Below are 16556 nucleotides of genomic sequence, written 5' to 3'. Positions count from 1 at the left end.
ACTTCTTTTAGTTTGGAGCGCGATCCTTCAGATCGAACTCAGTAACGCAACACCTGGCGCAGTATCTGCCCGCCGCGCTCGACGGTAAAGCGCCACCAGCGCGTATCCTGCTGGGCTACCTGCGCCAGCGTTGCGGCGGTGTCGATGCTGGTGCCGTTGACCTCGCGCACGATGTCGCCCGGCTGGAAACCGAAATCGGCGGCCGGCGAATCACGGTTGATGTCGATCACCGTCACGCCCTTGAGGTCCGTGCGCAGGCCGAGCTTCTGGGCAAGCCGCGGCGACAGTTCCGAGACCTTGGCGCCCGAGAACGGGCTGCGGCCATGCAGCGTCACCTCCGAGGCTTTCGCACCCTCCGGCGCCCGCTCCAGCGCGATATCCATCGCTGCCTGCTGGCCCTTGGTCAGGATCGCGAAATTCGCCTTGGTGCCGATCGACAGCGTCGCCATGCGATAGTCGAGCGCCTCGATGCTCTCGACCGGCTTGCCATTGATCTGCAGCACGACATCGCCCGGCTTCAGTCCTGCCTTGCCGGCGGGGCCTGCCGCGTCGACGGACGAGACCAGCGCCCCGGTCGGCTTTTCCATGCCGAGCGATTCCGCGATCTGCGGTGTCACTGCTTCGAACTCGGCGCCGATATAGGGCCGTTCGAAGAAATCGAGGCCGGCCTTGGCGGCGTCGGCGAAAGCCCGCACCATGTTGGCTGGGATCGCAAAGCCGATACCGATCGAGCCGCCGCTGCGGCTGTAGATGGCGGTGTTGATGCCGACCAGTTGGCCGCCCATGTTGATCAGCGCGCCGCCGGAATTACCGGGATTGATGGCGGCGTCGGTCTGGATGAAATAGCCCGAGTCCGAGACGCCTATATGGCTGCGCGCAAGGGCGGAAACGATGCCGCTGGTGGTGGTCTGGCCGACGCCGAAGGGATTGCCGATGGCCAGCACCAGGTCGCCGACTTCGAGCGCGTCGGAATCGCCGATGGCGATCACCGGGAACGGCTTGTCGGACTCAATCTTGAGCACGGCAAGGTCGAGCGTTTCGTCCTTCAGCATCACCTTGCTGGCGAATTCACGGCCATCGGCGGTCGCCACCTTGACCTCGTCGGCGTCCTTGATGACGTGGAAATTGGTGACGATGACACCGCTCGGATCAACGAGCACACCCGAGCCCAGGGAAGACTGAGCACGCGGCTGGGCGCGGCCGAAAAACTCCTCGAAGAACGGATCGCCTTCGAAAGGCGATGTCACCTTGGCTGTCTGCGAGGCATAGACATTGACCACGGCCGGCGCGGTCTGCTTGACCAGAGGCGCGAACGACAATTGCACTTCCTCACGACCGAACGGCACGCGCTTGTCCGGGCCTGAAGTGGCATTCTCGCCTTCAACGCCATGCAGCAGGTCGGTCAGCACATCGGAGAGCCCCGGATCGGCGGGCTTGGCGGCGTCCTCGGCCAGCGCCTGCCGGACTGCCGGTGCGGCTGCGAACACCATGAAGGCGCAAAGCAGAACAAGGGACAGTCTTTTGGCGAGCATTCGCGAATCCTCCAAGGCGAGTTCGGGCGCATTGTCCCGACGAATGTGCAAAATGAAAGGCTAAGCCGCTGAAATCCGATTATTTTCGCGCCAATCAATAGTTTTGGGCACGGCTTGGCGCGCACAGAATATGAAAAAGGGGCCCGCAGGCCCCTTTAATTCAATCTGGAAAGACGAAGCCTTATGCGGCCGCGGCTTCGTCCGTGCCTTCCGCCTCAAGGCGGGCGCGGTCGCCGGCGCCCTTGGCGTCGGTGTCGCGGTCGACGAACTCGATGACGGCCATCGCGGCATTGTCGCCGTGACGGAAGCCTGCCTTCATGATGCGCAGATAGCCGCCGTTGCGGGTGGCGTAGCGCGGGGCGATGGTGTCGAACAGGCGCTTGACGACGCCTTCATTGCCGATCTGCGCGATCACCTGGCGGCGGGCGTGCAGGTCGCCGCGCTTGCCGAGCGTGACCAGCTTCTCGACGATCGGACGCAAATCCTTCGCCTTCGGCAAGGTGGTGACGATCTGCTCGTGCTCGAGCAGCGACACCGCCAGGTTGGCGAACATCGACTTGCGGTGGCTTATGCTGCGGGCGAAGCGGCGGCCTTTGAAACCGTGGCGCATGGCTCTTTTCCTTCTTCAGTTGTTCAAGAGGCCACGGCCTCTGATGGTTTTCCGCATGACCGTCGGACCGAGCGGCTCACGCCGCCGATCCTTGGAGTTCATGCTCAATATTGGTCTTCGTAACGCTTGGCGAGGTCTTCGATGTTTTCCGGCGGCCAGTCCGGCACTTCCATACCGAGGTGCAGGCCCATAGCCGCCAGCACTTCCTTGATCTCGTTCAGTGACTTGCGGCCGAAGTTCGGGGTGCGCAGCATCTCGGCTTCGGTCTTCTGGATGAGATCGCCGATGTAGACGATGTTGTCGTTCTTCAGGCAGTTGGCCGAACGCACCGAAAGCTCGAGTTCGTCGACCTTCTTGAGCAGCGCCGGGTTGAAGGCGAGCTCGGTGACGGCTTCGGCGGCGACTTCCTTCTGCGGCTCGTCGAAGTTGACGAACAGGCCAAGCTGGTCCTGCAGGATGCGGGCGGCGAAAGCCACCGCGTCCTCGCCCGAGATCGAGCCATCGGTCTCGATGGTCATGGTCAGCTTGTCATAGTCGAGAACCTGCCCCTCACGGGTGTTCTCGACCTTGTAGGAGACCTTCTTGACCGGCGAATAGAGGCTGTCGACCGGGATCAGGCCAATCGGCGCGTCCTCGGCGCGATTGCGCTCGGCCGGCACGTAACCCTTGCCGGTGTCGACGGTGAATTCCATGCGGATTTCAGCGCCTTCGTCCAGCGTGCAGATGACGTGGTCGGGGTTGAGGATCTCGACATCGCCAACCGTCTGGATGTCGCCGGCGAGAACCGCACCCGGGCCCTGCTTGCGCACGACCATGCGCTTGGGGCCGTCGCCTTCCATGCGGATGGCGATTTCCTTGATGTTCAAGACGATATCGGTCACGTCCTCGCGCACACCGGCGATGGACGAGAATTCATGCAATACGCCGTCGATCTGCACGGCGGTGACAGCCGCACCGCGCAGCGAAGACAGAAGCACGCGGCGCAGCGCGTTGCCGAGGGTAAGACCAAAGCCACGCTCGAGCGGTTCGGCGACCAGCGTGGTCAGGGTCTTCTTCTTCGACGAGAACTCGATCTTGTTCGGCTTGATCAGTTCCTGCCAATTTTTCTGGATCATGATGCTTTCCTTCCGTTGACCCGCCACCATCCAATCGTGGCGGGCGACCTGGAATACCGTGGAGGAACGCTTTCGTAAGCGTTCGCGCGGCGTTCAATAATGTTAGACGCGGCGCTTCTTGCGCGGGCGGCAGCCATTGTGCGGGATCGGCGTCACATCACGGATCGAGGTGATGGTGAAACCGGCCGCCTGCAGGGCGCGCAGCGCCGATTCACGACCCGAGCCCGGTCCGCAGACCTCGACTTCGAGCATGCGCATGCCGTGTTCCTGGGCCTTCTTGGCAACGTCCTCGGCAGCCATCTGGGCGGCGAACGGGGTCGACTTGCGCGAACCCTTGAAGCCCTGGGCACCGGCCGACGACCAGGCGATCGAATTGCCCTGCGCGTCGGTGATGGTGATCATCGTGTTGTTGAAGGTCGAATTGACGTGGGCAACGCCCGACGAGATGTTCTTGCGTTCGCGGCGGCGAACACGTGCGGCTTCCTTGGCCATGGTAGTCCTTTCAGTTGATCTCTACACCGCCGTAATGCCAGCGGCTCCACCTTACTAAGGGAGTAGGGGAATAGGGCAGTAAGGGAGTAGGGAAAAATGCGACCCGATCGACGGGCATTCCCTACTGCCTTACTCCCCTACTCCCTTATTCCCCTAAAAATTACTTCTTCTTGCCGGCAATCGACTTGGCCGGGCCCTTGCGGGTACGTGCATTGGTATGGGTGCGCTGACCGCGAACCGGCAGCGAGCGGCGGTGACGCAGGCCGCGGTAGCAGCCGAGGTCCATCAGACGCTTGATGTTCATCGACACTTCGCGACGCAGGTCGCCTTCGACCTGGTAATCGCGGTCGATGGTCTCGCGGATCTGCAGCACTTCCGCGTCGGTCAGCTGGTTGACGCGGCGCTCGGCGGGGATGCCGACTTTGTCGACGATCTCCTGGGCGAACTTCTTGCCAATGCCGTGAATGTACTGAAGCGCGATGACGACGCGCTTGTTGGTCGGAATGTTGACGCCGGCTATACGAGCCATGTTCTTCTCTTCTCCATGTGGACCGGACGACCTTAAACAAGGCAGATCCCGGCGCTGTTCAAATTGCCCCGCGTCCGGTGGAGGCCGGCCCTTGCGGGAGTTTCCAGTTCAAAGCGACTGCCTTGCCCTTGCGGACAAGCAAAGTGCGCACCTGATAGGAAGACGGGCCGCCATACCGCAGCGAACCGTCTCCGTCAAGCTTAATCTTTAAATTCCCTTACCGCGCCTTTGCGGCCGCGGCGAGCACGGTCTCGATCTCGGCGGTCACCGCGTCGATACTGGCCATGCCGTCCACAGTCTTGAGCTTGCCCTTGGCATAGTAGTAGCCGGTCAGCGGAGCGGTCTTCTTGTAGTACTCCCGCAGGCGCTCTTCGAACACAGCGGGATTGTCGTCCTTGCGCACCGGCTGGCCGGCGGCCTTGGCATCATCGGCGCGCTTGACGATGCGGCCGACCAAAGCCCTGTCATCGACGACCAGTTCGATAACCGTATCGAGACCAATGCTGCGCTCCGAGAGCATCGATTCAACCGCATCGGCCTGCACAAGCGTACGCGGGTAGCCGTCGAGGATGAACCCCTTGGCGCAGTCGGCCTGATCGATACGTTCTGCGACGATGGCGTTGACGATGGCGTCGGATACCAGTTCTCCAGCATCCATCACCGCCTTGGCGCGCTTGCCGACCTCGGTACCCGCCTGGACGGCGGCACGCAGCATGTCACCCGTCGAGAGCTGGGGAATGCCGTGTTTTTCTACCAGTCTTTGTGCTTGTGTCCCCTTGCCCGCCCCCGGCGGCCCAAGCAAAATCAACCTCATCTGGCTTTCTTCCCCCCGCGCAGCTTCGACTTCTTGATCAGGCCTTCATACTGGTGCGCGATCAGGTGACCCTGAATCTGCGCAACCGTATCGAGCGTGACACTGACCACGATCAGAAGCGATGTGCCACCAAGGTAGAATGGTACGCCAGTCGCCGAGATCAGGAACTCCGGCAGCAGGCACACCAGCACCAGATAGATGGCGCCGACGACGGTGATGCGGGTGAGAACGTAATCGATGTAATCGGCGGTGCGCTCGCCCGGGCGATAGCCCGGGATGAAGCCCGAATGCTTCTTGAGCTGGTCGGCGGTGTCCTTCGGGTTGAAGACAATCGCAGTGTAGAAGAAGGCGAAGAACACGATCATCGCCGCGTAGAATGCCATGTAGAGCGGCTGGCCGTGGCCGAGCGAGGCCAGGATGGTGCTCGCCCAGGCCGGCATGTTGGTCGTCTGCGAAAAGCCGGCGACGGTGGCCGGCAGCAGCAGCAGCGACGACGCGAAGATCGGCGGGATGACGCCCGACGTGTTGAGCTTGAGCGGCAAATGCGAGGTATCGCCCTGGAACATGCGGTTGCCGACCTGGCGCTTCGGATACTGGATCAGCAGGCGGCGCTGGGCGCGCTCGAAAAAGACGATGAGCGCGATCACGACGATGGCCAGCACGATGATCGCCAGGATCAGGCCGGTCGACAGGGCGCCGGTGCGGCCGAGCTCCAGCGTGCCGGAAATGGCGTGCGGAAGACCAGCGACGATGCCGGAGAAAATGATGAGCGAGATACCGTTACCGATGCCGCGCGCGGTGATCTGCTCGCCGAGCCACATCAGGAACATGGTGCCGCCGACAAGCGTGACGACGGTGGAGATGCGGAAGAACATGCCGGGGTCGCTGACGATGCCGTTGCCGTTCTCCAGCCCCACCGAAATGCCGTAGGCCTGCACCAGCGCCAGCAGCACGGTGCCGTAGCGCGTGTACTGGTTGATGACCTTGCGGCCCTGCTCGCCTTCCTTCTTCAGCGCTTCCAGCGAGGGAATGACCGATGTCATCAACTGCATGATGATGGAGGCGGAGATGTAGGGCATGATGCCAAGCGCAAAGATCGCCATGCGCTGCACGGCGCCGCCGGCGAACATGTTGAACATGCCGAGCACGCCCTTGCTCTGCGAGGAGAAGGCCTGGGCGAAGGCATCGGGATTGATGCCGGGAAGCGGGATGTAGGTGCCGAGGCGATAGACGAGCAACGCGCCGATGGTGAACCAGATGCGTTTCTTCAGGTCCTCCGCCTTGGCGAAGGCCGAGAAATTCAGATTCGAGGCTAGTTGTTCAGCAGCCGAAGCCATGCCTGATTCTCCGCTTGGTAACGCTTGATGGCCCGTGAGGTCAGGCGGTGCGTTTCACCGAAGCTCACGAGATAAGCTCCGGGCTGTAAACATGCAAGCGGCCGCGTTGACGCGGCCGCTAAATTGAGCAGATCAAAGCGCGATCGAAAGCAAAAACGGATGCCACTCTTGCCGACCGCGCTTCAAATTGCCGTTACTCGGCAGCTGCCTTTTCCGGCAGCTTGACCGACCCACCGGCCTTTTCGATCTTCTCGATCGCGGCCTTGGAGGCGCCAGCGACGTCGAAGGCGAGCTTGGCCTTGAGTTCGCCATCGGACAGCACGCGCACGCCATCCTTGACGCGACGGATGACGCCGGCGGCGACAAGCGCCTCGGCCGTCACGGTCGCCTTGGCGTCGAGCTTCTTGGCATCGACGGCTTCCTGGATGCGGGCCAGCGAGACGACAACGAAGCTCTTGGCGAAGATGTTGTTGAAGCCACGCTTCGGCAGGCGCCTGTAAAGCGGCATCTGGCCACCCTCGAAGCCGTTGACGGCAACGCCGGAGCGCGCCTTCTGGCCCTTGACGCCGCGACCGGCGGTCTTGCCCGAACCGGAGCCGATACCGCGGCCGAGACGCTTCTTGGAGTGCGTCGCGCCGTCCTTGTCACGCAGATCGTTGAGTTTCATCTTGCTTCTCCTGCGCTTTGGCTCAGCCCTCGTCCACAACGCGGACGAGATGCTGGACGGCGGCGATCATGCCGCGCACGGAGGGCGTATCTTCCAGCGTGCGCTGCTTGTGCATCTTGTTGAGGCCGAGGCCGACCAGCGTCGCGCGCTGTTCCTTCGGGCGGCGGATCGGCGAACCGATCTGCTCAACGGTGATGGTCTTGGTTGCTTTCTTGGCCATGGTCAAAATCCCTGGTCAGATCGACTATTCTTCAGCCGCAACGGCGGTGCCGCGGCGGGCCTGAAGGGTCGAATACTTGATGCCGCGCGCGGCAGCCACATCCTTGGGATGCATCTGGCTCTTCAGCGCGTCGAAGGTGGCGCGAACCATGTTGTAGGGGTTCGACGACCCCATCGACTTGGCGACCACGTCATGCATGCCGAGCGTCTCGAAGACAGCGCGCATCGGGCCGCCGGCGATGATGCCGGTACCCTGCTTGGCGGCGCGCAGCAGCACGCGGCCCGCACCCCAGCGTCCTTCGACGTCGTGATGCAGCGTGCGGCCCGAGCGCAGCGGCACGAAGATCATGTCGCGCTTGGCCGATTCAGTCGCCTTGCGGATGGCTTCCGGCACTTCGCGCGCCTTGCCATGACCGAAGCCGACGCGGCCCTTCTGGTCGCCGACGACGACGAGCGCGGCGAAGCCGAAGCGGCGGCCACCCTTGACGACCTTGGCGACGCGATTGATGTGGACCAGCTTGTCCACCATGCCGTCATCGCGCTCTTCACGCTCGCGGCCGCGGCCGCCTTCCCTACGTTCCTGTGCCATATCCTGTTCCTTGTTCTTTTCCGGAAGCACGGGTTGCTGATTGCCGGCGCCACTTTGGGTCGCCGACGGTGAAAAATCAGAAGCTGAGACCGCCTTCGCGGGCAGTCTCGGCCAGCGCCTTGACGCGGCCGTGATAGATGTACGGGCCACGGTCGAAAACGACTTCCTTGATGCCGGCCTTGGTGGCGCGCTCGGCGATCAGCTTGCCGATTGCGGCGGCGGCGGCGGTATCGGCGCCGGTCTTGAGCGACCCCTTGAGGTCCTTCTCGAGCGTCGAGGCGGCAGCGATGGTGTGGCCCTTGGCGTCATCGATCACCTGAACGTAGATGTTCTTCGACGTGCGGTGCACCGAAAGACGCGGACGTTCGCCGGCGACTTTCTTGATCTGGCGGCGGACGCGTTGCGCACGGCGCTGGATGGCTTCCTTGGTACCCATGATGTCTTCCTTGCCTTCAAAAAACGGGGGCCGCCATATGCGGTAGGCGAAGCGCCTCCCGCGACCGCTCCCCGCGGCGTTACACTTCCGTGGCTTGGTCCTGTCCGAAAAGTCCGCGACTTTTCCAAGCCAAACCGATTACTTCTTCTTGCCTTCCTTGCGGACGATCTTCTCGCCAGCATAACGGACGCCCTTGCCCTTGTAAGGCTCGGGACCACGGTATTCGCGGATCTCCGCGGCAACCTGGCCGACCTGCTGCTTGTCGATGCCGGCCACGGTGATTTCGGTCGGCTTCGGCACGGTGATCGTGATGCCGGCCGGCGTCTCGTAGACGACATCATGGCTGAAGCCAAGAGCCAGCTGCAGGTTCTTACCCTGCAAAGCGGCGCGATAGCCGACGCCGGTGATCTCGAGCTTCTTCTCGAAGCCGTCCTTCACACCCTGCAGGATGTTGACGATCTGCGTGCGCGACATGCCCCACTTGGACCGGGCGGTCTTGGTCTGGTCGCGCGGCTGGACAGCGATCTCGCTGCCTTCCATCTTGACCAGCACTTCGTCGTTCACCACGAACTTCAGCTCGCCCTTGGGGCCCTTCGCCGTCACGGTCTGGCCGTTGACGGTCGCGGTCACGCCCTGCGGCAGCGAAACGGGTTTCTTTCCAATACGAGACATTTTGTTGTCCTCGTCACTTCTCTTGTTTCAGGTCTCTGTCTTCGGAACGATCCGAAGACCGGATTCCAATTTGCGGTGAGCTGCCAGATCAGAAGATCTGGCAGAGGATCTCGCCGCCGACGTTCTGCTCGCGTGCTTCGTGGTCGGCCATCACGCCCTTCGGTGTCGAAAGGATGGCGATGCCGAGGCCGTTGGCGACGTGCGGGATCGACTTGGCCGAAACGTAAACGCGGCGGCCGGGCTTCGAAACGCGGGCGATTTCACGCACGACCGGAGCACCGTCGAAATACTTCAGCTCGATTTCGATCTCGGACTTGCCGTTGTCGAAGTCGGTCTGGCTGTAATCGCGGATATAGCCTTCAGCCTTCAGCACGTCGAGGACGCGGGTGCGCAGACGCGAGGCCGGCGTCGAGACACTCGACTTCTTGCGGCCATAGGCGTTGCGGATGCGGGTCAGCATATCGCCGAGAGGATCGCTCAATGACATGTTATGTCCTCCTTACCAGCTCGACTTGACCAGGCCCGGGATCTGGCCGTTGTTGCCGAGATCCCGAAGCGCGATGCGCGATACTTTGAGCTTGCGATAATAGGCCCGCGGACGGCCGGTGACTTCGCAGCGGTTGCGGATGCGGATCTTGGCCGAGTTGCGCGGCAGGGCAGCAAGCTTCAGCTGAGCGCGGAAGCGCTCTTCCATCGGCTTGGACTGATCCATGATGATCGCCTTCAGCGCAGCGCGCTTGGGACCGTACTGGTCGGCAAGCTTGCGGCGCCTGTTGTTCTTCTCGACTGAGCTGGTCTTTGCCATTTCAGATTTTTCCTTTTCTCGCTGCCGTTACTGGCGGAAGGGGAAGTTGAAAGCCTTGAGCAAAGCCCTGGCTTCGTCGTCCGTCTTCGCAGTCGTACAAACGATGACGTCCATGCCCCAGATCTGATCAACCTTGTCGTAGTTGATCTCCGGGAACACGATGTGCTCCTTGATGCCCATGGCGTAGTTGCCACGGCCATCGAAGCTCTTGGGGTTCAGTCCGCGGAAGTCGCGGACGCGCGGCAGCGCGATGTTCACGAGGCGGTCGAGGAACTCGTACATACGTTCCTTGCGCAGCGTGACCTTGGCGCCGATCGGCATGTTCTCGCGGACCTTGAAGCCAGCGATCGAATTGCGGGCGCGGGTGACGACGGCCTTCTGGCCGGCGATCATCGCCAGATCTTCGGCCGCGACCGAAGGCTTCTTCGAATCTGCGGTCGCTTCGCCGACACCCATGTTCAGCACGATCTTGTCGAGGCGCGGAACCTGCATGTCGTTGTCGTAGCCGAACTGCTCCTGCAGCGCCTTGCGAATGGTCTCGTTGTAGACCTGCTTGAGGCGCGGCGTGTTGTTGGCGGTCGCCTGCTTGGTTTGAGCCTTAGCCATTGATGACTTCTCCCGAGCGCTTGGCGACGCGCACCTTCTTGCCGTCCTTCTGGAAGATGAAACCGACGCGGGTCGGCTTGCCATCCTTCGGGTCGGCCAGCGCGATGTTCGACAGCTGGATCGGCGCTTCCTTGGTAATGATCCCGCCCTCTTGGGACTGGGACTGCTTCTGGTGACGACGGATCATGTTGACGCCGCGCACCAGCGCGGTGTCATCCTTCGGCTGAACCGAAAGGACTTCGCCCGAACGGCCCTTGTCCTTGCCGGCCAGCACGACGACCTTGTCGCCTTTTCTAATCTTTTGCATTGGTCCGGCTCCTTACAGCACTTCAGGCGCGAGCGAGATGATCTTCATGTGGTTCTTGGCGCGAAGTTCGCGCGGAACCGGTCCGAAGATACGCGTGCCGATCGGCTCTTTCTTGTTGTCGACGAGAACGGCCGCGTTCTTGTCGAAACGGATCACGCTGCCGTCCGGGCGGCGGATGTCCTTGGCCGTGCGAACCACGACCGCCTTCATCACATCGCCCTTCTTAACGCGGCCGCGCGGAATGGCTTCCTTGATCGACACCACGATGATGTCGCCCACGGAAGCGTATTTCCGCTTCGAGCCGCCCAGCACCTTGATGCACATGACACGACGCGCGCCGGAATTATCCGCCACGTCGAGGTTTGTTTGCATCTGAATCATGACTGGCCGCCTTCTTCTTTCCTAACGGGACGGGCTCGAAGCCCCTCCCCGGTCTGTCCAAAATTCGTTTGTTTACGCCTGGTCCGAGGACACGACGATCCAGCGCTTATCCTTGGAAATCGGCTTCGATTCCTGGATGAACACCTGATCGCCGACCTTGTGGGCGTTGTTCTCGTCGTGCGCCTTGTACTTCTTGGTCATGCGCACGGTCTTCTTCATCACGGGATGCGTGAAGCGCCGTTCGACCTTGACGACAACCGTCTTCTCGTTCTTGTCGCTGACGACGGTGCCCTGCAGAATGCGCTTTGGCATGGTTTTCGTCCTTAAGCCTTCTTGGCCGCGGACTTTTCCGCAGCGATGGTCTTGATACGCGCAATGTCCTTACGAACCTGCCTCACGCGCGCGGTCTTCTCGAGCTGGCCGGTGGCCTTCTGGAAGCGCAGGTTGAACTGCTCCTTCTTCAGGCTGGCCAGGTCGTCGGTCAGCTGGTCCTGGGTCTTGGTCCGGATATCTTCGGCTTTCATGATCAGCCCGTCCTTATTCTGCGATGCGCTGTACGAAGCGCGTCCTGACCGAGAGCTTGGCCGCGCCGAGACGCAGCGCCTCACGGGCGGTTTCTTCATTGACGCCGTCGATCTCGAACATGATGCGGCCCGGCTTGACGCGCGCCGCCCAGTAGTCGACCGCGCCCTTGCCCTTGCCCATGCGGACTTCGGTCGGCTTCGACGTGACCGGCACGTCCGGGAAAATACGGATCCAGACGCGGCCAGCGCGCTTCATTTCGCGAGTGATCGCGCGGCGGGCCGCCTCGATCTCACGCGCGGTGACGCGGTTCGGCTCAAGCGCCTTCAGCCCGAAACCACCGAAATCCAGGTTGGTGCCGCCCTTTGCGGTACCATGGATACGGCCCTTGAACTGCTTGCGGAACTTTGTGCGCTTTGGCTGCAGCATCGTTCTAACTCCAAATTCCTAAATGTCTCAGGCGTTTTCGCGACGACGACCGCGTTCGCGATCACCACCACCGCCATGCGCGGCATCGCCCTCGGTCGCACGACGCTCCGAAGCCATCGGATCGTGCTCGAGGATCTCGCCCTTGAATACCCAGACCTTGACGCCACAAATGCCGTAAGCCGTATTCGCCTCGGCCGTGCCGTAGTCGACATCGGCGCGCAGCGTATGCAGCGGCACGCGACCTTCACGGTACCATTCCATGCGCGCGATCTCGGCGCCGCCAAGACGGCCGGCGCAGTTGATGCGGATGCCTTCGGCACCGAGGCGCATGGCCGACTGCACGGCACGCTTCATGGCGCGGCGGAACGCGATGCGGCGCTCGAGCTGCTGGGCGATCGACTGGGCGACCAGGGTCGCGTCGATTTCCGGCTTGCGCACTTCGACGATGTTGAGGTGCGTCTCGGACTTCGTCATCTCCATCAGCTTCTTGCGAAGCTTCTCGATGTCGGCGCCCTTCTTGCCAATGATCAGACCCGGGCGCGCGGCATGGATGGTGACGCGGCACTTCTTGTGCGGACGCTCGATCACGACCTTGGAGATCGCGGCCTGCTTGAGCTCCTTCTCAAGATACTTGCGGATCTTGATGTCCTCATGCAGCAGCTTGCCGTACTCGCCGGTGTTCGCGAACCAGCGCGAATCCCAGGTGCGGTTGATGCCGAGGCGAAGACCGATCGGATTGACTTTCTGGCCCATTATGCGGCCTCCCCTTTTTCTTCGACTTCACGAACGACGATCGTGAGGTGCGAGAACGGCTTCTCGATACGGCTGGCGCGACCGCGGCCACGAGCGTGGAACCGCTTCATGACGATCGACTTGCCGACATAGGCTTCCGCCACGATCAGCGCATCGACGTCGAGGTCGTGGTTGTTTTCCGCGTTGGCGATTGCCGATTCCAGCGTCTTCTTGACCGTGCCGGAAATCCGCTTGGCCGAGAATTCGAGATCGGAAAGCGCTGTCGCGACCTTCTTGCCGCGGATCAGCGCGGCAACCAGGTTCAGCTTCTGCGGGCTGATACGGATCGTGCGCAACACGGCGCGCGCTTCGTTGTCAGCAAGCCTGCGCGGAGCTTTGGCCTTGCCCATGATTATTTCCTCTTCGCCTTCTTATCCGCGCCGTGACCGTAATAGGTCCGCGTCGGAGCGAATTCACCGAACTTGTGACCGACCATGTCCTCGTTCACCGCGACGGGAACGTGCTTCTGGCCGTTGTAGACACCGAAGGTGAAGCCGACGAACTGCGGCAGGATGGTGGAGCGACGGCTCCACATCTTGATCACCTCATTGCGACCACCTTCACGAACCTTATCCACCTTCTTGAGAAGGTAGCCGTCGATGAAGGGGCCTTTCCAAATAGAACGAGTCACTTGGCGTTACCTCTTCTTAGCTCTTGCGCTGATGGCGCGAGCGCAGGATGAACTTGTCGGTCGCCTTGTTGGACCGCGTCTTCTTGCCTTTGGTCGGCTTGCCCCACGGGCTGACCGGATGACGGCCACCGGAGGTGCGGCCTTCGCCGCCGCCGTGCGGATGGTCGACCGGGTTCATGGTCACGCCGCGATTGTGCGGACGCTTGCCGCGCCAAACCGTGCGGCCGGCCTTGCCGTCATTGATGTTGCCGTGGTCCGGATTGGACACGGCACCGACGGTGGCCATGCAGGAGCCGTGAACGACACGCTGCTCACCCGAGTTGAGGCGCAGGATCGCCATGCCCTGGTCACGGCCGACCAGCTGGCCGTAACCACCCGCGGAGCGGGCAACCTGGGCGCCCTTGCCCGGCTTCAGCTCGATGTTGTGGACGATGGTGCCAACCGGCATCGAGGCCAGCGGCATCGCGTTGCCCGGCTTCACGTCGACGGCTTCGCCCGCCACGATCTTGTCGCCGGGAGCCAGGCGCTGCGGAGCAATGATGTAGGACAGCTCACCATCATCATACTTGATCAGCGCGATGAAGGCGGTGCGGTTCGGATCGTATTCGATGCGCTCGACCGTGCCGACGACGTCGAACTTGCGGCGCTTGAAGTCGATGATGCGGTACGAACGCTTGTGACCGCCGCCGATGAAGCGGGCCGTGATGCGGCCGTAATTGTTGCGGCCGCCCGACTTGGTCAGGCCTTCGGTCAGGCCCTTGACGGGCTTGCCCTTGTAGAGGCCCGAGCGGTCGACGATGACCAGCTGGCGGGTGCTCGGCGTTATCGGGTTGAATTTCTTAAGTGCCATTGTCCTGTCCTCGCGGCCTTGCTCAGAGACCCGTCGCGACGTCGATCGACTGGCCGTCGGCCAGCGTCACGATCGCCTTCTTGACGTCGCTCTGGCGGCCGATCGTGCCGCGGAAGCGCTTGATCTTGCCCTTGCGGACAAGCGTGTTCACGGCCATCACCTTGACGCCGAACAGCGCTTCGACGGCGGCCTTGATTTCCGGCTTCGACGCCTTCTTGGCGACGTTGAAGACGACCTGGTTCTGCTCGGAGGCCATGGTCGACTTTTCGGTGATCGCCGGCGAGACGATCACGTCGTAGTGACGAAGGTCGGTCATTTAAAGCGCTCCTCGAGAGCCTCGACGGCGGCCTTCGAAAGGACCAGCGTGCCGCGGCGCAGAATGTCGTAGACGTTGATGCCCTGGATGGGCAGCACGTCGATGTTGGGGATGTTGGTGGCTGCCAGCTTGAAGTTCTTGTCAAGCTCGGCGCCGCCAATCACCAGGGCGTTGGTCAGACCCAGCGTCGCGAAATTCGCGATCAGCGCCTTCGTCTTGGCCTCGGTCAGCTTCAGCTCGTCGATGATGATGATCGACGCGCTCTTGGCCTTGGCCGAGAGAGCATGCTTGAGGCCAAGCGCACGAACCTTCTTGGGCAGTTCATGCTCATGGCTGCGAACGACCGGGCCGTGGGCCTTGCCGCCGCCGCGGAACTGCGGAGCGCGTGCCGAGTGGTGACGGGCGCGGCCCGTACCCTTCTGCTTGTACATCTTGGCGCCGGTGCGCGCGATTTCGGCGCGGCCCTTGGCCTTGTGCGTGCCCTGCTGCTTCTTGGCAAGCTGCCAGCGCACGACGCGCTGCAGGATGTCCTCGCGCGGATCAAGGCCGAAAATTCCGTCGGAAAGTTCCACCTTGCCGGCGTCTTTACCGCCGAGCGTTGTGATCTTGAGATCCATTATTCCGCTCCCTCTGTGGCCGGAGCCTCGTTCTTCGCAGCTGCCGCAACAGCACGGATCGCGGCGGGCTTCGGCGCATTGGCCGGCAGCGCCACCTTGGCCGCGTCGCGGACCAGGATCCAGGCGCCCTTCGATCCGGGAACCGCACCGCGGATCAGGATCAGGCCGCGGTCGGCGTCGGTCGAGACGATCTCGACATTCTGCGTGGTGACCCTGGTGTCGCCCATGTGGCCAGCCATGTGCTTGCCCTTGAACACCTTGCCCGGGTCCTGACGCTGGCCGGTCGAACCGTGTGTACGGTGCGATACCGAGTTACCGTGCGTCGCGCGACCACCACCCATGTGGTGACGCTTGATGACGCCCTGGAAACCCTTGCCGATCGTCGTGCCCGTCACATCGACCTTCTGGCCGGCGACAAAGTGCTCGACGGTGATCTCGGCGCCAACATCGATCATGTTGTCGGCGGAGACGCGGAACTCGGCGACCTTCGCCTTAGGCTCGACGGAAGCGGTCGCGAAATGGCCGCGCATCGCCTTCGACGTGTTCTTCACCTTGGCGAGGCCAACGCCGAGCTGAACGGCGGTGTAGCCATTCTTCTCCTGCGTGCGCTGTGCCACGACCTGGCAGTTCTCCATCTGGAGAACGGTGACGGGAACATGTTCCCCCGCATCATTATAGATGCGGGTCATTCCCACCTTCTTTGCAATCACACCTGAACGCATCGGTTCAATTCCTTTAGAGTTCCGGGCCAGGGACACCGCCCCTTACCGCGCTCTCATTCCCTTAGAGCTTGATCTCGACGTCGACGCCGGCGGCCAGATCGAGCTTCATCAAAGCATCGACGGTCTGCGGGGTCGGATCGACGATGTCGAGCAGACGCTTGTGCGTGCGCATCTCGAACTGCTCGCGGCTCTTCTTGTCGACGTGAGGCGACCGGTTGACCGTGAACTTTTCGATCCGCGTCGGCAGCGGAATGGGGCCGCGGACGTTTGCACCGGTGCGCTTGGCCGTCGACACGATTTCCTTCGTCGAGGCGTCGAGCACGCGGTGATCAAACGCCTTCAGGCGGATGCGGATATTCTGTCCGTTCATGCGTCACTTCCTTGTTCTGGCGCGGCGCGGGCAACTCCGGCGCCCGCGACAGATCGGTTTAAGTCCAAATTACTCTTTGATGGTGACGACGATGCCGGCACCGACGGTGCGGCCGCCTTCACGGATGGCGAAGCGCAGCTTCTCTTCCATGGCGATCGGCACGATCAGCTCGACATCGACCGTGATGTTGTCGCCG

General features: G+C 62.1%; 28 protein-coding genes and 1 pseudogene. All 29 read right to left on the bottom strand.

Annotated elements, in window-relative coordinates; translation table 11 throughout:
- Positions 1 to 38: 38 nt before the first annotated feature.
- Positions 39 to 1532, bottom strand: coding sequence for a DegQ family serine endoprotease (locus EN808_RS08995; RefSeq protein ID WP_135915582.1), 1494 nt, complete (start codon positions 1530 to 1532; stop codon positions 39 to 41).
- Between the two features lie 181 nt (positions 1533 to 1713).
- The gene (gene rplQ, locus EN808_RS08990) at positions 1714 to 2142 is read right to left on the bottom strand and encodes a 50S ribosomal protein L17 (RefSeq protein WP_127279754.1); all 429 of its coding nucleotides are present in this window, start codon (positions 2140 to 2142) and stop codon (positions 1714 to 1716) included.
- A 104-nt stretch (positions 2143 to 2246) separates the two neighbouring features.
- Positions 2247 to 3257: a DNA-directed RNA polymerase subunit alpha gene (locus EN808_RS08985; protein ID WP_006205443.1), complete on the bottom strand. Its 1011-nt coding sequence runs from the start codon at positions 3255 to 3257 to the stop codon at positions 2247 to 2249.
- 102 nt (positions 3258 to 3359) lie between these two features.
- On the bottom strand, positions 3360 to 3749 hold the full coding sequence (gene rpsK / locus EN808_RS08980; protein WP_006205444.1) for a 30S ribosomal protein S11: 390 nt from the start codon (positions 3747 to 3749) through the stop codon (positions 3360 to 3362).
- Between the two features lie 160 nt (positions 3750 to 3909).
- Complete coding sequence (rpsM, locus tag EN808_RS08975) at positions 3910 to 4278, bottom strand: 30S ribosomal protein S13 (protein WP_006205445.1); 369 nt, start codon at positions 4276 to 4278, stop codon at positions 3910 to 3912.
- Positions 4279 to 4495: 217 nt separating this feature from the next.
- Positions 4496 to 5092, bottom strand: a complete 597-nt coding sequence (locus EN808_RS08970) for an adenylate kinase (RefSeq protein ID WP_127281107.1) — start codon at positions 5090 to 5092, stop codon at positions 4496 to 4498.
- Positions 5089 to 6429, bottom strand: coding sequence for a preprotein translocase subunit SecY (secY, locus tag EN808_RS08965; RefSeq protein WP_015317976.1), 1341 nt, complete (start codon positions 6427 to 6429; stop codon positions 5089 to 5091). The genes EN808_RS08970 and secY overlap by 4 nt, the downstream gene beginning before the upstream one ends.
- Positions 6430 to 6622: 193 nt before the next feature.
- Positions 6623 to 7096 carry a 50S ribosomal protein L15 gene (rplO, locus tag EN808_RS08960; protein ID WP_095775807.1) on the bottom strand — a complete coding sequence of 158 codons (474 nt, stop codon included), beginning with the start codon at positions 7094 to 7096 and terminating at the stop codon, positions 6623 to 6625.
- A 22-nt stretch (positions 7097 to 7118) separates the two neighbouring features.
- The gene (rpmD, locus tag EN808_RS08955) at positions 7119 to 7316 is read right to left on the bottom strand and encodes a 50S ribosomal protein L30 (protein WP_006205449.1); all 198 of its coding nucleotides are present in this window, start codon (positions 7314 to 7316) and stop codon (positions 7119 to 7121) included.
- 24 nt (positions 7317 to 7340) lie between these two features.
- A complete protein-coding gene (rpsE, locus tag EN808_RS08950; protein WP_032933400.1) occupies positions 7341 to 7904 on the bottom strand; it encodes a 30S ribosomal protein S5 in 564 nt (187 codons plus the stop codon).
- Between the two features lie 76 nt (positions 7905 to 7980).
- Entirely contained in the window at positions 7981 to 8340 is a 360-nt protein-coding gene (gene rplR, locus EN808_RS08945; RefSeq protein ID WP_135915581.1) for a 50S ribosomal protein L18, read from the bottom strand.
- A gap of 138 nt (positions 8341 to 8478) precedes the next feature.
- Positions 8479 to 9012, bottom strand: a complete 534-nt coding sequence (rplF, locus tag EN808_RS08940) for a 50S ribosomal protein L6 (protein WP_013895694.1) — start codon at positions 9010 to 9012, stop codon at positions 8479 to 8481.
- Between the two features lie 88 nt (positions 9013 to 9100).
- Positions 9101 to 9499, bottom strand: coding sequence for a 30S ribosomal protein S8 (gene rpsH / locus EN808_RS08935; RefSeq protein WP_006205453.1), 399 nt, complete (start codon positions 9497 to 9499; stop codon positions 9101 to 9103).
- A gap of 12 nt (positions 9500 to 9511) precedes the next feature.
- On the bottom strand, positions 9512 to 9817 hold the full coding sequence (rpsN, locus tag EN808_RS08930; protein WP_010909282.1) for a 30S ribosomal protein S14: 306 nt from the start codon (positions 9815 to 9817) through the stop codon (positions 9512 to 9514).
- A gap of 27 nt (positions 9818 to 9844) precedes the next feature.
- Entirely contained in the window at positions 9845 to 10423 is a 579-nt protein-coding gene (gene rplE, locus EN808_RS08925) for a 50S ribosomal protein L5 (protein ID WP_127278265.1), read from the bottom strand.
- On the bottom strand, positions 10416 to 10730 hold the full coding sequence (rplX, locus tag EN808_RS08920; protein ID WP_006205456.1) for a 50S ribosomal protein L24: 315 nt from the start codon (positions 10728 to 10730) through the stop codon (positions 10416 to 10418). Before rplX ends, rplE begins: the two co-directional genes overlap by 8 nt.
- Positions 10731 to 10742: 12 nt before the next feature.
- The gene (gene rplN / locus EN808_RS08915) at positions 10743 to 11111 is read right to left on the bottom strand and encodes a 50S ribosomal protein L14 (RefSeq protein WP_006205457.1); all 369 of its coding nucleotides are present in this window, start codon (positions 11109 to 11111) and stop codon (positions 10743 to 10745) included.
- Positions 11112 to 11183: 72 nt separating this feature from the next.
- Positions 11184 to 11423: a 30S ribosomal protein S17 gene (gene rpsQ / locus EN808_RS08910; protein WP_010909280.1), complete on the bottom strand. Its 240-nt coding sequence runs from the start codon at positions 11421 to 11423 to the stop codon at positions 11184 to 11186.
- A gap of 11 nt (positions 11424 to 11434) precedes the next feature.
- On the bottom strand, positions 11435 to 11635 hold the full coding sequence (gene rpmC / locus EN808_RS08905; RefSeq protein ID WP_006205459.1) for a 50S ribosomal protein L29: 201 nt from the start codon (positions 11633 to 11635) through the stop codon (positions 11435 to 11437).
- A 13-nt stretch (positions 11636 to 11648) separates the two neighbouring features.
- Positions 11649 to 12062, bottom strand: coding sequence for a 50S ribosomal protein L16 (rplP, locus tag EN808_RS08900; RefSeq protein ID WP_006205460.1), 414 nt, complete (start codon positions 12060 to 12062; stop codon positions 11649 to 11651).
- Positions 12063 to 12089: 27 nt separating this feature from the next.
- The gene (gene rpsC, locus EN808_RS08895; RefSeq protein ID WP_013895697.1) at positions 12090 to 12815 is read right to left on the bottom strand and encodes a 30S ribosomal protein S3; all 726 of its coding nucleotides are present in this window, start codon (positions 12813 to 12815) and stop codon (positions 12090 to 12092) included.
- Positions 12815 to 13204, bottom strand: a complete 390-nt coding sequence (gene rplV, locus EN808_RS08890; protein ID WP_006205462.1) for a 50S ribosomal protein L22 — start codon at positions 13202 to 13204, stop codon at positions 12815 to 12817. Before rplV ends, rpsC begins: the two co-directional genes overlap by 1 nt.
- Positions 13205 to 13206: 2 nt before the next feature.
- A complete protein-coding gene (rpsS, locus tag EN808_RS08885; RefSeq protein ID WP_027044977.1) occupies positions 13207 to 13485 on the bottom strand; it encodes a 30S ribosomal protein S19 in 279 nt (92 codons plus the stop codon).
- 16 nt (positions 13486 to 13501) lie between these two features.
- Positions 13502 to 14335: a 50S ribosomal protein L2 gene (rplB, locus tag EN808_RS08880; protein WP_127278266.1), complete on the bottom strand. Its 834-nt coding sequence runs from the start codon at positions 14333 to 14335 to the stop codon at positions 13502 to 13504.
- 22 nt (positions 14336 to 14357) lie between these two features.
- Entirely contained in the window at positions 14358 to 14651 is a 294-nt protein-coding gene (locus EN808_RS08875; RefSeq protein WP_010909275.1) for a 50S ribosomal protein L23, read from the bottom strand.
- Positions 14648 to 15268 (bottom strand): 50S ribosomal protein L4, encoded by a 621-nt coding sequence (gene rplD / locus EN808_RS08870; RefSeq protein ID WP_015317984.1) that lies wholly within the window; start codon positions 15266 to 15268, stop codon positions 14648 to 14650. The genes EN808_RS08875 and rplD overlap by 4 nt, the downstream gene beginning before the upstream one ends.
- Entirely contained in the window at positions 15268 to 15990 is a 723-nt protein-coding gene (gene rplC, locus EN808_RS08865) for a 50S ribosomal protein L3 (protein ID WP_023757978.1), read from the bottom strand. The genes rplD and rplC overlap by 1 nt, the downstream gene beginning before the upstream one ends.
- 61 nt (positions 15991 to 16051) lie before the next feature.
- Positions 16052 to 16360, bottom strand: coding sequence for a 30S ribosomal protein S10 (gene rpsJ / locus EN808_RS08860; RefSeq protein ID WP_010909272.1), 309 nt, complete (start codon positions 16358 to 16360; stop codon positions 16052 to 16054).
- A 69-nt stretch (positions 16361 to 16429) separates the two neighbouring features.
- Positions 16430 to 16556: pseudogene (tuf, locus tag EN808_RS08855) on the bottom strand (elongation factor Tu); the annotation flags it as partial.

Source organism: Mesorhizobium sp. M8A.F.Ca.ET.165.01.1.1 (genome assembly GCF_004792065.1).
Lineage (GTDB): Bacteria > Pseudomonadota > Alphaproteobacteria > Rhizobiales > Rhizobiaceae > Mesorhizobium.
Note: the sequence above shows the minus strand (reverse complement) of the source record. Positions and strands in the feature narration are given on the sequence as shown.